The following is a 13,293-nucleotide window of genomic DNA, read 5'->3' on the forward strand; positions in this document are numbered from 1 at the left end:
CCCGGGGCGTGCCGTTACCCTGAAACGGTGAGTGTCGAGTCGGTCTTCCCCGCCCTGGAACCCCTGCTGCCGAGGGTGTCCAAGCCGGTGCAATACGTCGGCGGGGAACTCAACGCCACCGTGAAGGACTGGGACGCCGCCAGCGTGCGGTGGGCCCTGATGTACCCGGACGCCTACGAGGTCGGGCTGCCGAACCAGGGCGTCATGATCCTGTACGAGGTCCTCAACGAGCAGCCGGACGTGCTGGCCGAGCGCACGTACGCGGTGTGGCCGGACCTCGAGAAGCTGATGCGCGAGCACGGCGTCCCGCAGTTCACCGTGGACGCGCACCGGCCCGTGGCCGCGTTCGACCTGTTCGGGGTGAGCTTCGCGACCGAGCTGGGCTACACGAACATGCTCAACGCGCTGGACCTGGCGGGCATCCCGATCCACGCCGCCGACCGCACCGAGGACCACCCGATCGTGGTGGCCGGTGGGCACGCGGCGTTCAACCCGGAGCCGATCTCGCCGTTCGTCGACGCCGCGGTGCTCGGTGACGGCGAGGAAGCCGTCCTGGAGATCACCGACATCGTCCGCGCGTGGAAGGCCGAAGGCTGCCCGGGTGGCCGGGACGAGGTCCTGACCAGGCTGGCGGAGACCGGCGGCATCTACGTGCCGCGGTTCTACGACGTCGAGTACCTGCCCGACGGCCGCATCCAGCGCGTGGTGCCGAACCGCGAGCGGGTGCCGTACCGGGTGTTCAAGCGGACCACGATGGACCTGGACGCGTGGCCGTACCCGAAGCAGCCGCTGGTGCCGCTCGCGGAGAGCGTGCACGAGCGGATGAGCGTGGAGATCTTCCGCGGCTGCACGCGCGGCTGCCGGTTCTGCCAGGCGGGCATGATCACCCGTCCGGTGCGCGAGCGGTCCATCGAGGGCATCGGCGCGATGGTCCAGCGCGGCCTGGAGGCGACCGGTTTCGAAGAGGTCGGCCTGCTGTCGCTGTCCAGCGCGGACCACTCGGAGATCGCCGAGATCACCAAGGGCCTCGCGGACCGCTACGAGGGCACGAACACCGGCCTGTCGCTGCCCAGCACCCGGGTCGACGCGTTCAACATCGACCTGGCCAACGAGCTGTCCCGCAACGGCCGCCGCTCGGGCCTGACGTTCGCGCCGGAGGGCGGCAGCGAGCGCCTCCGCCGCGTGATCAACAAGATGGTGTCGGAGGAAGACCTGATCCGCACGGTCAGCGCGGCGTTCAGCGCGGGCTGGCGGCAGGTGAAGCTGTACTTCATGTGCGGCCTGCCCACCGAGACCGACGACGACGTGCTCCAGATCGCCGAGATGGCGAAGAACGTGATCCGCGCGGGCCGCGAGGTGTCCGGCCGCAAGGACATCCGCTGCACGATCTCCATCGGCGGGTTCGTGCCCAAGCCGCACACCCCGTTCCAGTGGGCCGCGCAGTGCGACCCGGAGACCGTGGACGACCGGCTGCGCAAGCTGCGCGACGCGGTGAACTCGGACCGCGGGCTGGGCCGCAACATCGGCATGCGCTACCACGACGGCAAGCCGTCGCTGATCGAAGGCCTGCTGTCGCGCGGCGACCGGCGCATCGGCCTGGTGATCGAGCGGGTGTGGCGCGAGGGCGGCCGGTTCGACGGCTGGTCCGAGCACTTCTCCTACGACCGCTGGGTCAAGGCCGCCGAGACCGAGCTGACCCCGCTGGGCGTCGACCTGGCCTGGTTCACCACGCGCGAGCGCGAGGAGCTGGAGGTCCTGCCCTGGGACCACCTCGACTCGGGGCTGGACAAGGAGTGGCTCTGGTCGGACTGGCAGGACGCGCTGGATGAGCGGGAGCAGGACGACTGCCGCTGGACGCCGTGCTTCGACTGCGGTGTGTGCCCGGCGATGGGCACCGACATCGAGGTCGGCCCCACCGGTCGCACGCTGCTGCCGATCTCGCCGGTCGGAACGGGCTCGCCGGTCCGCAACCCCACGCTGGCGAAGGGCTAGGGCGCGCCGACCTCCGCCGCGTCGACCCTGATCGCACGCACGGGGCACACCCGTGCCGCCGCATCCAGTTGCGGTGGAACGCCGTCCGCTGGAGCGCCGCCGTGATCGACGCGGCGAGCACGAGCTCCAGACCCACCACGCCCAACGCGTGCCGGACCTCGCCCCCGCCGACCAGCGGCAGCACGAGCTGGTAGGCCGCGAGGGGCGCGTTGTCCAGCACCGGGAACGCGGACGCGTGCGCCACGGCCGTGACGCACGCGAACGTCGCCAGCACCTGGTGCGTGCTCAGCAGCGCGGCGCGTCCGGTGATCTTCCGGACCCAGCCGGTGGCCGTGAGCACGTCCCAGCACGCGGCCAGGCACAGCGTGGCGTAGGCCGTCCGCCCGGACGTCGTGGCGATGTCCCGCACCCCGGCGTCGTGTTCCGAGACCGCGAGCACCACGTGCGCACCCTCTGTTGACGAACGGCTCCACCCTCTGGAGAAGGACTACGAACGTCGGGTGCGGCGGTTCGACGAACGGTTCAATTGCGGTATGTGACCTGTACCAAGTCACTGGTCGGAATGTGCGACGGGAACGCCCGGTGACGTTATTTGTATCCTTTCGGGACCAATGGCCCACGGCCAGGCGGCACTCGTGCTCGGTATTCCGGAGGGCACCGTGAAGTCCTGGATCTGCAACGCGATGAAGATCCTGCGCCGCGCGAATGGCGCTGACAAAGCCGGGTGTCGGCACCGGGAAGAATCGGCCGGACGATGGCGCGGTCAATGTCCGGGTGGCCCGCGAATCGACTCGCGGAAGTCGGACCGCTATTCTGACAGAAGCACACCGATTCGTCTCTACGGTGGCGCCGAAGGAAATCCGGGGGCGCGGATCGCGGTCCTTCGGTACCGCAGGGACTGGACAGGTGTCCTCCCGTGGTGGTCGCGGTCGACCGCCCCGGCTGCGCCGCAGCGGATCGGAGCCTCCCGGTGACAGCAGTGAACCCGACGACACTCCCGAGCCGTGGCGGAGAGCTGAACGCCGTCCGCGGCCTGGTGCGCGGAGTGCCGGCGGGCCGCACCACGACGCTCCTCGTCACCGGCGTGGGCGGCGGCGGCAAGTCGGCACGGTCGAGCTGCACCTGTCCGGCGCGTACCGCAAGCTCGGCATCGCCGGTCGCGCGGACCTGACCGGGGCGCTGCGCGGCCAGGGCCAGTGCTCAGCGTGACCCGTCCGACGCGGGCCGCACCGCCGCCAGCGCGTCGACCATCCCGTGCCCGTAGAAGCTGTTGTACTCGGAGTAGCCGGTGCAGAACGCGTCCTGCACGCCCGTGCCGTTGAGGTCGTAGTCGGCCGGGCATGGCAGCGTCTCCGCCTGCGCGTTGAGCATCCGGCTCAAGTCGTCGGCAGTGGCCTCGGGGTGCGTGGACGCCAGCAGCGCCGCCACCCCGGACACGTGCGGCGCGGCCATCGACGTGCCGCACGAGTAGTCGTACCCGGCGGACGGCACGGTCGACAGCACGCACCCGCTCTTCGCGTCGTCCGGCGGCTGCCTGCGGTCGCCGCCCGGCGCCGTCACGTCCACCGCGCCCAGCCCGTACGAGCTGTACCCGGCCTTGACCTTCTCCGCGCCCACCGAGGACACCGCCACCACGTTGCGCAGCTGAGCGGGCAGCACCAGGCACGTGTTGTCCACCGGCCGCGGCTTCACGTCCTCCGGCGCGGCGTTGGTCGGGCTCAGCGCGTCGTGCCCCGGCTTGGTCAGGTCGGCCGCCGCGTTGCCCGCCGCCGCCACCGTCAGCACGCCCCGCGAGCCCGCGTGGTCGACCGCGCGCCGGACCGCCTCGTAGACCACGGACTGGCCCCGCTTGTTCTGGCAGGTGAACACCCACGGGTCGATGAAGTAGCTGTTGTTGGTGATGGTCATGCCCTGCTCGGCGGCCCACATGAACCCGCACACCGCGTACTCGGGGTAGATGAACCCGGCGTCGTCCACGACCTTCACCGACGCGATCCGCACGCCCGGCGCGACACCCGTGGTGCCCGCGCCGTCGTCGGCCGCGGCGATCGTGCCCGCCACGTGCGTGCCGTGCCCGGACGTCGTCGGCGACCACGCTGCGGGCGTCGGGTCGGCCACGCCGGACGTGCAGCCCGCGGACAGCGCCGGGTCCAGCGCGTCCACCAGGTCCGGGTGCGCCGGGTCGATGCCCGAGTCGAGCACGCCGACCACCACGTCCCGGCTGCCGGTGCTCACCGCGTGCGCCTCGGCCGCCCGGATCAGGTCCATGTCCCACTGCTCGGCCGTGCGGTCCACCGCTCCCGCCGGGGCACGCGCGCCGGCCGCCTCGTCGTCCAGCCTCTTCTGCCGGCCCTCCTTCGGCGTCACGGGCGCGCCGGTGTGCTTGGAGAGGCCGTCGAGCTGCGCGCTGTACGCCCGGTCGACACCCATCCGCTGCCCGAACCGGGGGTCGGCGGACACGGCGACCGCCACGGCGATCTGCGGGTAGTACCGGGTCGTGGTGCCGCACGCGGCGGCGACCTGGGCCTCGGCGAGCGGCGCGCTCGTGCCGGTGGAGAACACCACCAGGTAGCGCAGGGTCGGACCGGGCTGGACGCAGCCCGGTGCGGTCACCGGCTCCTCCGCGGGAAGGGCAGCCGCGGGCGTGGTCGCCACGAAGCAGCCTGCCGCGAGCAGCGCCGCGCTGACCGCGACCGCTTGGACGCGGCGGTGCAGAGGCACGGGGGACCTCCAGTGCTGGACCGGGCGGGGTGCCGGACTAGAGCCGTCGATCGGACTCGGGGACGAGCCGTCGATCGGGACTGCTGTTGCCGGACGGTAGCCACGCCGGGCGAAGCAGACAAGCGCAACGGTGCCGAACGGGTCCAAGGTACCGTCCTGGTGGAGTAGGACCGTGGACCGTTGGGGTGCTCACCCCATCGTGGAGCCACCCGGTACCCAAGGGGAGTAGCCCTGAGCCGCCAGCAGCAGCCCACCAACCCGTCGGCCGCACCTGTGCAGAAGCTGCGCCTGCGTTACGCCAAGCGCGGCCGGCTGCGGTTCACGTCACACCGCGACATCGCGCGGGCCTTCGAACGCGCGCTGCGCCGGGCGGGCGTTCCCATGGCCTACTCGCAGGGTTTCAGCCCCCACCCGAAGGTGTCGTGGGTCGGCGCGGCGCCGACCGGCGTGGCGAGCGAGGCCGAGTACGTCGAGGTCCAGGTCGTCGACCGGGTGGACCCGGAGGCGCTGCGGACCGCGCTGGACGCCGTGCTCCCGCCGGGGCTCGACATCCTGGAGGTCGTCCAGTCGGCCGGCGGCACGCTGCCCGAGCGGATCGACGCCAGCGAGTGGCGGGTGGAGCTGCCCGGCGTGTCGCCCGAAGAACTGTCCGAAGCCGTGATCGCGCTGCTCGCCGCTGAATCGGTCGAGGTAGAGCGGTTGACCAAGGACGGCAAGAAGATCGTGGACGTGCGACCCGCGATCGTGTCGGCGCAGGTGGGGGCCCAGGCAGAGGCGCAATCGAGCGACGCCGGACACGATGCACGAGATTTGTCACGCCCGTGTGGGATACTCATGACGGTCGTACGGCAGACAACCCCTACCGTGAGACCCGACGACGTGCTGAGTGCCCTCCGAGTCGTCGCCGACCTGGTTCCGCCGGTGCCCGCGAAGGCGACCCGGATGGCGCAGGGGCGGCTCGACGACGAAGGCGGACTGGTCGACCCGCTTGCCCTGGACAGGGCGGCGGAGGTCTGACCGGGCTGTGCGGGAGCGGCGCTGACGGCGTCGTCGAAAGTGTTATCGGACCTGCTGTGCCGCGTGCCCCACGGGTGGGCGCCACAGCGCGAGGCAAGGATTCCCGCCGCCAGCCGCGGCGGTGAGTGGACACAGAGAGGCCCCTGCGCGGCCGCGTCGGTTGGGACGCGCCCGGGGGCGGAGGAGCTGCATTGTCGAACACGGAAAAGCCTGCCGGCGCCGCCGGCGGGGGTAACGCCACACCCTTGGCGGATCTACCCGCCAAGCTCCGGGTGCACGCGCTGGCGAAGTTGCTGGGCGCGAGCAGCCGGGACGTGGTCGCGGCCCTCGCCGACCTCGGTGAACCGGTCAAGGGCGTGCAGTCGAGCGTGAGCCGCGATCTCGCGCTCAAGGTCGCCGAGAGCCTGCGGGGCTGGGACGACATCGTCACCGGCGACGTGGACGAACAGACCGAGGAACCCGTGGCGGTGGCCCGCGACGTGGCGCCGCTCGCGCCTCTGTTCGCCCCGCCGTCCGCGATGTTCCTGCCCCCGACGCCGGTCGCCAAGGCGCCGGTCGTCGAGGACGAGGACGACACCGAGGACGAGTCCGACGAGCACGCCGCCGATGACGCGGGTGACGAGGGCGAAGGCCGTCGTCGCCGTCGTCGTGGCCGTCGTGGCCGCGGTCGCGGCAAGGGCGTCGGCGACGAGAACGGCGAGGACGAGCAGGGCGAAGAGCCCGCCGAGGCCGAGGCGGAGCCCGAAGCCGCCGAGGAGCCGTCGGCCGACGACGAGGGTCCGGGCAGCCGTCGTCGCCGTCGTCGCCGTCGCCGCAAGACCGGCGCGGAGGAAGAGGCCACGCCGAGCGAGGACGACCCGCCGAACACGGTCGTGCACGTCCGCGAGAGCACCAGCCGCGACGCGCGCGACGACAAGGCCGACTCCGAAGCCGCGCAGAACGAGGTCCGCAGCGTCCGCGGGTCCACCCGGCTGGAGGCCAAGCGCCAGCGCCGCCGTGACGGCCGCGAGGCCGGTCGCCGCCGTGCCCCCGTGCTGTCCGAGGCCGAGTTCCTGGCCCGCCGCGAGGCCGTCGAGCGCACGATGGTGGTGCGCGAGCGCGGTGACCGCACGCAGATCGGCGTGCTGGAGGACGGCGTCCTGGTCGAGCACTTCGTGACCTCGTCGGGCAGCGGTTCGCTGGTCGGCAACGTCTACCTCGGCCGGGTGCAGAACGTGCTGCCCTCGATGGAGGCGGCGTTCATCGACATCGGCCGCGGTCGCAACGCGGTGCTCTACGCGGGCGAGGTCGACTGGGACGCGGCCGGCCTGGAGGGCAAGGCCCGCAAGATCGAGCAGGCACTGTCGTCCGGCGACAGCGTGTTGGTGCAAGTCACCAAGGACCCGGTGGGCCACAAGGGCGCCCGGCTGACCACGCAGATCAGCCTGCCCGGCCGCTTCCTGGTGTACGTGCCCGGCGGCGGCGCGACCGGCATCAGCCGCAAGCTGCCCGACAACGAGCGCAAGCGCCTCAAGGACATCCTCAAGCGCGTGGTCCCCGAGGACGCGGGCGTCATCATCCGCACCGCCTCGGAGGGCATCGCCGAGGAGGAGCTGGCCCGCGACGTGACCCGCCTGCAGGCGCAGTGGCAGGTCATCAAGGACCGGGCCGACGTGCCCAAGGCCCAGGCGCCGCAGCTGCTGTACGAAGAGCCGGACTTGCTGGTGAAGGTCGTCCGCGACCTGTTCACCGAGGACTTCGCCGCGCTCGTCGTCCAGGGTTCGGACGCGTGGGAGACCATCGACGCCTACGTGCGGCACGTCGCGCCGGACCTCCAGGAACGGTTGCGCAAGCACGTGGGCACCAATGACGCGTTCACCGAGTACCGGATCGACGAGCAGCTGCTCAAGGCGCTGGACCGCAAGGTCTGGCTGCCGTCGGGCGGCTACCTGGTCATCGACCGCACCGAGGCGATGACGGTCATCGACGTGAACACCGGCAAGTTCACCGGTTCGGGTGGAAACCTCGAAGAGACGGTGACCCGGAACAACCTGGAGGCGGCCGAGGAGATCGTCCGCCAGCTGCGGTTGCGGGACGTCGGCGGCATCATCGTGATCGACTTCATCGACATGGTGCTGGAGTCGAACCGCGACCTGGTGCTGCGCCGGCTGACCGAGTGCCTGGGTCGTGACCGGACCCGCCACCAGGTGGCCGAGGTGACGTCGCTGGGTCTGGTGCAGATGACCCGCAAGCGGGTCGGCACCGGGCTGCTGGAGGCGTTCTCCTCCACCTGCGAGCACTGCCGCGGGCGTGGCGTGGTCATGTCGACCGAGCCCGTTCAGGCGCACGGCAGCGGTGGCGGCGGCGGTGGCCAGCCCGCTCAGCAACAGCAGCAACAGCAGCAGCAGAGCGGTGGCCGCAAGTCGCGTCGCGGCAAGGCGGTCGACGTGCCGGAGCCGGTGGCCGAGCAGACCGTGGAGCCGACCGAGGAGCCGGAGGCGATCACCGAGCCGTCCACGTCGGACGAGCCGGTGGCCGCGGTGATCGAGGAGGAGGCCGCGCCGGAGACCCCGAAGCGCGACCGCCGCCAGCGTCGCCGGGCACGCCGGGAAGCCGGTGCCGTCATCACGCACGGCGACGAGCCGGCCGAGCCCGCCACCCCGGCCGAGAGCGCTCCTCTCGCGCCGGTCAGCACTGCCGAACCGACCAACCCGGCCGAACCGACCAGCCCCGCCGCACCGACCAGCCCTGCCGCAGGCACGGCCACGTCGGGCGCGACCGGCGCTGAGACGGCTCCTGAGCCCGCCACGGCGGCTCAGCCGGCCGAGTCCGCGCCCGTCGCTCCCGCAGCGGCGGAAGAACCCCCTGCCGCGCCCGTCAAGCCCGCACGGGCCGGACGGGTCGGGAGGGTCACCAGGGCGAGCGCTCCGCCCAAGGCCCAGCCGGCTCCCGAGCCGATCGTCATCCCGACGGTCCAGCCCGAGGCAGCCAAGCCTGCCGAGGCGAAGCCCGCCGAGACCGCGTCGGCCGAGCCGTCGGTCGACCAGCAGCGCAACGGCCACGCTCCGGAGCCCACGGCCCCGGCGGTGACCACGCGTCGCCGCACGGCCCGCCGTGCCGCCTCCCGGCCCGCCGGCCCGCCGCTGGGCGCGGTCAAGGAAGGCTGACCGAGCCGCTGTACGACGCACTGCTCGACGAACCGCTGTCCAGCCTCGCTGGGCAGCGGTTCGTCGTAGGCGGCCTCCGGTCCCCGACCTCCGCCCCGCGCCGCCCCGCCCTGCCTCCGACCCGCGCCGACACCCCGGCCCCATCGCGGGTCGCCGGACCGCTGCGACTGCGGACCGCCGGATTTGTCGGTGGTCCGCGGTGGGGAACGTGCGACGGATCCCACGCCGGGGGTACCCTCGCCAGGCGTTGCGCCCGCTCCGGAGCGGAGGGCTGTGACCAGGGCGAATCCGGTAGACCGACCCCGGTTTGACCTCGCAGTCCACCGCCACGTAACCTGATACGCGGCCCGCCGTCCGGTGGGCCCTGTCGCGTGAAGCCCAGCTCGCTCATCCAGTGCGGCCGAGGCACGCGCGACCCGTCCCGTCGAGTAGCAGGAGACTCCCGTCCCGATGTACGCGATCGTCAAGACCGGCGGCAAGCAGTACAAGGTGGCTGTCGGCGACGTCATCGAGGTCGAGAAGCTCGAAGGCGAGCCGGACACCGAGATCACCTTCGCGGCGCCGCTCCTCGTCGTGGACGGCGAGAACGTCACCTCCGCGGTGGACGCCCTGGCGAAGATCTCGGTGACCGGCAAGGTCGTCGAGCAGACCAAGGGCCCCAAGATCCGCATCCACAAGTTCAAGAACAAGACCGGCTACCACAAGCGCCAGGGTCACCGCCAGAAGTTGACCCGCGTCGAGGTCACCGGCATCACCGGTAAGTGAGGATCTGACTAGCCATGGCACACAAGAAGGGTGCGTCCAGCTCCCGCAACGGCCGTGACTCCAACGCCCAGTACCTCGGCGTGAAGCGGTTCGGCGGTCAGGTCGTCAAGGCCGGCGAGATCCTGATTCGCCAGCGCGGCACCAAGTTCCACCCCGGCGTCAACGTCGGTCGCGGCAAGGACGACACGCTGTTCGCGTTGGCGCCCGGTGCGGTCGAGTTCGGCTCCAAGCGCGGTCGCAAGACCGTGAACATCGTCCCGGCCGAGGTTGCTGCTTAAGCGCTTTGGGCGTAAGACGGAACGACCTCCGACGAGGGGCGGGACCGGTGCATTCCGGCTCCCGCCCCTCGTTGCTTATCTGGAAAGGAAATCCCCGTGTCCCGCTTCGTCGACCGGGTCGTCATCCACGTCGCCGCAGGTGATGGGGGCAACGGGGTCGCGTCCGTGCACCGCGAGAAGTTCAAGCCGCTGGGTGGTCCCGACGGCGGCAACGGCGGCAAGGGCGGCGACGTCGTGCTGGTCGTCGACTCGCAGGTGCACACGCTCCTCGACTTCCACTTCCGCCCGAACGCCAGCGCCGGCAGCGGCAAGGGCGGTCAGGGCGGCAACCGCGACGGCGCGCACGGCGCGGACCTCGAACTGCGCGTCCCCGACGGCACCGTGGTGCTCACGCCCGAGGGCGAGATGGTCGCCGACCTGGTCGGCGAGGGCACCCGGCTGATCGCGGCCCAGGGTGGTCGCGGCGGTCTCGGCAACGCGTCGTTGGCGTCCAAGGCCCGCAAGGCGCCCGGTTTCGCCCTGCTGGGTGAGCCGGGTGAGCAGCACGACCTCGTGCTGGAGCTGAAGTCCGTCGCGGACGTGGGCCTGCTGGGCTTCCCGTCGGCGGGCAAGTCGTCGCTGATCTCCGTGCTGTCCGCGGCCAAGCCGAAGATCGCCGACTACCCGTTCACCACGCTCGTGCCGAACCTGGGTGTGATCACCGGCGGTGACACCATCTTCACGATGGCGGACGTGCCCGGTCTGATCCCCGGCGCGTCCGAGGGCAAGGGCCTCGGCCTGGACTTCCTCCGGCACATCGAGCGGTGCGCGGTGCTGGTGCACGTGGTGGACTGCGCGACCTACGAGGCAGACCGCGACCCGGTGTCGGACATCGACGCGCTGGAGGAGGAGCTGGCGAAGTACACCCCCTCCCTGGCCGACGACCTGGCCGAACGTCCGCGCGTGGTGGTGCTGAACAAGATCGACATCCCGGAGGCGCGGGACCTGGCGGAGATCGTGCGCCCGGACATCGAGGCCCGTGGCCTGCCGGTGTTCGAGGTGTCCACGGCGAGCCGCGAGGGGCTGCGGGAGCTGACGTTCGCGTTGGCGCGCGTGGTGGAGGAGTACCGGGCTTCGCGGCCGAAGCAGGAGTCGACCCGGATCGTGCTGCGGCCCCGTGCCCTGGACGACCAGGGCTTCACCGTGGTGGAGGACCCGGACACCGAGGGCGGCTTCATCGTCCGCGGCGAGCGGCCCGAGCGGTGGATCCGGCAGACGGACTTCAACAACGACGAGGCAGTCGGCTACCTGGCTGACCGGCTCAACCGCCTCGGCGTCGAGGACACGCTGGTCAAGATGGGCGCCGAGCCGGGCTGCCAGGTCACCATCGGCGACCTGGTGTTCGACTGGGAGCCGACGACGCCCGCGGGCATCGCGATGACCCTGACCGGTCGCGGCACGGACGCGCGGCTAGAGGTGAGCAACCGGGTCGGCGCGTCCGACCGTTTGGCGGCGAAGAAGGCCCGTCGCATCCCCGGCGAGTACGGCGAGTTCGAAGAGGACGACGACGAGTGATCGGGTCGGTGGCGGCGTCTCAGGCCCGGCAGGCGGTGTCCGCGGCGTCGCGGGTCGTGGTGAAGGTCGGGTCCTCGTCGTTGACCACCGCCGAGGGCGGGCTGGACCCGACCCGGCTGGACGCGCTGGTGGACGCGGTCGCGGCGAGGTGCGCGGCTGGCAGTCAGGTGGTGTTGGTGTCGTCGGGCGCGATCGCGGCCGGTCTCGCGCCGCTGGGCGTGACGAGGCGACCCCGTGACCTGGCGACGCAGCAGGCGGCGGCGAGCGTCGGGCAGTTGGCGTTGGCGCACGCGTACGCGAACTCGTTCGGGCGGTACTCCCTGACCGTCGGGCAGGTGCTGCTGACCGCGGACGACGTGGTGCGGCGGTCGCACTACCGGAACGCGCAGCGCACGTTCTCCCGGCTGTTGGCGCTGGGCGCGGTGCCGGTGGTGAACGAGAACGACACGGTGGCCACCGAGGAGATCCGGTTCGGCGACAACGACCGACTGGCCGCGCTGGTGGCGCACCTGGTCGGCGCGGACGCGTTGTTCCTGCTGTCCGACGTGGACGCGCTGTACGACGGCGATCCCCGCAAGACGGGCGCGCGGCGGATCACCGAGGTGGCCGGCGCGTCCGACGTGGACGGTGTGCGGGCGGGTTCGGTCGGCGCGTCCGGCCTGGGCACCGGCGGCATGGCGTCCAAGCTGGCCGCGGCACGGCTGGCGGCGTCGGCGGGCATCCCCGTGTTGCTGGCGGGTGCGGCGGACGCGGCCCGCGCGTTGACCACGGCGGACGTCGGCACGGCGTTCGCCGTGACCGGCTCCAGGTTGACCGCGCGTCGCTTCTGGCTCGGGCACGCGGCCGACGCGAGTGGCAGGCTGTCGCTGGACGACGGCGCGGTGGCCGCGGTGGTGGACCGCCGGCGGTCGCTGCTGGCGGCGGGCATCACCGGGGTGGAGGGCACGTTCGAGGCTGGTGACGTGGTCGAGCTGGTCGACCTGTCCGGGCACGTGGTGGCGCGCGGAGTGGTCGGTTTCGACGCCGCCGAGCTGCCCGCGCTGATCGGTCGCAAGAGCGGTGACCTGCCCGCCGAGCAGCGCCGCGAAGTGGTGCACGCCGACGACCTGGTGCCGTTGCGGAGCTAGTAGCCCGCTGGTCAGCACGCCGAGGTCGGCTGTCACCGACGCGCCGCACCACCATGCTGGCCGTCTGCACGACCTCGCCGCCGAGCCCTTGTCCCGGTTGACCGGGACGTTCCGGGCGGGCGCTGCCGCAGGGCCTGGCTGGCCTACTCGTGCGCGGCCCGCCATTCGGTGGCGAGCAAGCCGAACAGCAGGTCGTCCGTCCACTCTCCCTTGGCCCACGTACTCCGCACCCGGTGCCCTTCCTGGCGGAACCCGAGCCTGGCCAGCAGCCGTGCCGACCGCTCGTTGCGCGCGTCGCACTCGGCGGACACCCGGTGCAACCCGCGTTCCTCGAACAGGTGCGCCACCACCCGCCGCACGGCCTCCGACGCGTACCCACGCCCCTGGTGCGCGGTCGCCAGGGTGTACCCGACCTCAGCCTGCATCCGGTTCTCGTGCAGACCCACCCCGACGTCGCCGACGAGCACCCCGCCCGCCTCGACGGCGAACTGGAACCAGCCCGGCTCGGTCGGGTCCGCCGTGCCGACCTCCCGGACGAACTCCTCCGCCTGTGCCAACGGGAAGGGCGTGACCCACCCCTGGTACCTCGCCACGTCCGGGTCCGACCGGTAGGCCGCGAACGCCGGCGCGTCGGCCACGGTGAAAGGCCGCAGCACCAAGCGTTCCGTCGTCAGCCTCATGCCGCTCACGCTC

Annotated in this window: 10 protein-coding genes; 8 read left to right on the forward strand and 2 right to left on the reverse strand. The window is 72.0% G+C overall.

Features of this window, described 5'->3' with window-relative positions:
• Window positions 1-27: 27 nt before the first annotated feature.
• Together ACRAKI_RS06665 and ACRAKI_RS06670 are read left to right on the forward strand one after the other, a co-directional pair.
• Window positions 28-1,992, forward strand: a complete 1,965-nt coding sequence (locus ACRAKI_RS06665; protein WP_447006166.1) for a TIGR03960 family B12-binding radical SAM protein — start codon at window positions 28-30, stop codon at window positions 1,990-1,992.
• A gap of 209 nt (window positions 1,993-2,201) precedes the next feature.
• Window positions 2,202-2,366, forward strand: a complete 165-nt coding sequence (locus ACRAKI_RS06670; RefSeq protein ID WP_447006167.1) for a hypothetical protein — start codon at window positions 2,202-2,204, stop codon at window positions 2,364-2,366.
• A gap of 826 nt (window positions 2,367-3,192) precedes the next feature.
• Here ACRAKI_RS06670 and ACRAKI_RS06675 read toward each other — a convergent pair.
• Window positions 3,193-4,713: a S8 family peptidase gene (locus tag ACRAKI_RS06675; protein ID WP_447006168.1), complete on the reverse strand. Its 1,521-nt coding sequence runs from the start codon at window positions 4,711-4,713 to the stop codon at window positions 3,193-3,195.
• A gap of 273 nt (window positions 4,714-4,986) precedes the next feature.
• Here ACRAKI_RS06675 and ACRAKI_RS06680 point away from each other — a divergent pair, with 273 nt between their 5' ends.
• From ACRAKI_RS06680 to proB, 6 genes are all read left to right on the forward strand, one after another.
• Complete coding sequence (locus tag ACRAKI_RS06680) at window positions 4,987-5,730, forward strand: TIGR03936 family radical SAM-associated protein (protein ID WP_447006169.1); 744 nt, start codon at window positions 4,987-4,989, stop codon at window positions 5,728-5,730.
• 191 nt (window positions 5,731-5,921) lie between these two features.
• Window positions 5,922-8,876 carry a translation initiation factor IF-2 N-terminal domain-containing protein gene (locus ACRAKI_RS06685; protein ID WP_447006170.1) on the forward strand — a complete coding sequence of 985 codons (2,955 nt, stop codon included), beginning with the start codon at window positions 5,922-5,924 and terminating at the stop codon, window positions 8,874-8,876.
• Window positions 8,877-9,326: 450 nt separating this feature from the next.
• Window positions 9,327-9,641: a 50S ribosomal protein L21 gene (rplU, locus tag ACRAKI_RS06690; protein ID WP_447006171.1), complete on the forward strand. Its 315-nt coding sequence runs from the start codon at window positions 9,327-9,329 to the stop codon at window positions 9,639-9,641.
• Between the two features lie 14 nt (window positions 9,642-9,655).
• A complete protein-coding gene (rpmA, locus tag ACRAKI_RS06695; protein WP_447006172.1) occupies window positions 9,656-9,919 on the forward strand; it encodes a 50S ribosomal protein L27 in 264 nt (87 codons plus the stop codon).
• Window positions 9,920-10,015: 96 nt separating this feature from the next.
• Window positions 10,016-11,473 carry a GTPase ObgE gene (obgE, locus tag ACRAKI_RS06700; protein WP_447006173.1) on the forward strand — a complete coding sequence of 486 codons (1,458 nt, stop codon included), beginning with the start codon at window positions 10,016-10,018 and terminating at the stop codon, window positions 11,471-11,473.
• Window positions 11,470-12,600, forward strand: coding sequence for a glutamate 5-kinase (proB, locus tag ACRAKI_RS06705; RefSeq protein WP_447006174.1), 1,131 nt, complete (start codon window positions 11,470-11,472; stop codon window positions 12,598-12,600). Before obgE ends, proB begins: the two co-directional genes overlap by 4 nt.
• A 143-nt stretch (window positions 12,601-12,743) precedes the next feature.
• On the opposite strand, the gene ACRAKI_RS06710 is transcribed toward proB, so the two are convergent.
• The gene (locus tag ACRAKI_RS06710; protein ID WP_447006175.1) at window positions 12,744-13,280 is read right to left on the reverse strand and encodes a GNAT family N-acetyltransferase; all 537 of its coding nucleotides are present in this window, start codon (window positions 13,278-13,280) and stop codon (window positions 12,744-12,746) included.
• Between the last annotated feature and the right edge of the window lie 13 nt (window positions 13,281-13,293).

It is taken from the genome of Saccharothrix isguenensis (assembly GCF_052936305.1).

Bases quoted from the DNA above. Each gene is read 5' to 3' on its own strand.
- ACRAKI_RS06710 (WP_447006175.1), bottom strand. From the start codon at position 13,280: ATGAGGCTGACGACGGAACGCTTGGTGCTGCGGCCTTTCACCGTGGCC.
- rplU (WP_447006171.1), top strand. From the start codon at position 9,327: ATGTACGCGATCGTCAAGACCGGCGGCAAGCAGTACAAGGTGGCTGTC.
- rpmA (WP_447006172.1), top strand. From the start codon at position 9,656: ATGGCACACAAGAAGGGTGCGTCCAGCTCCCGCAACGGCCGTGACTCC.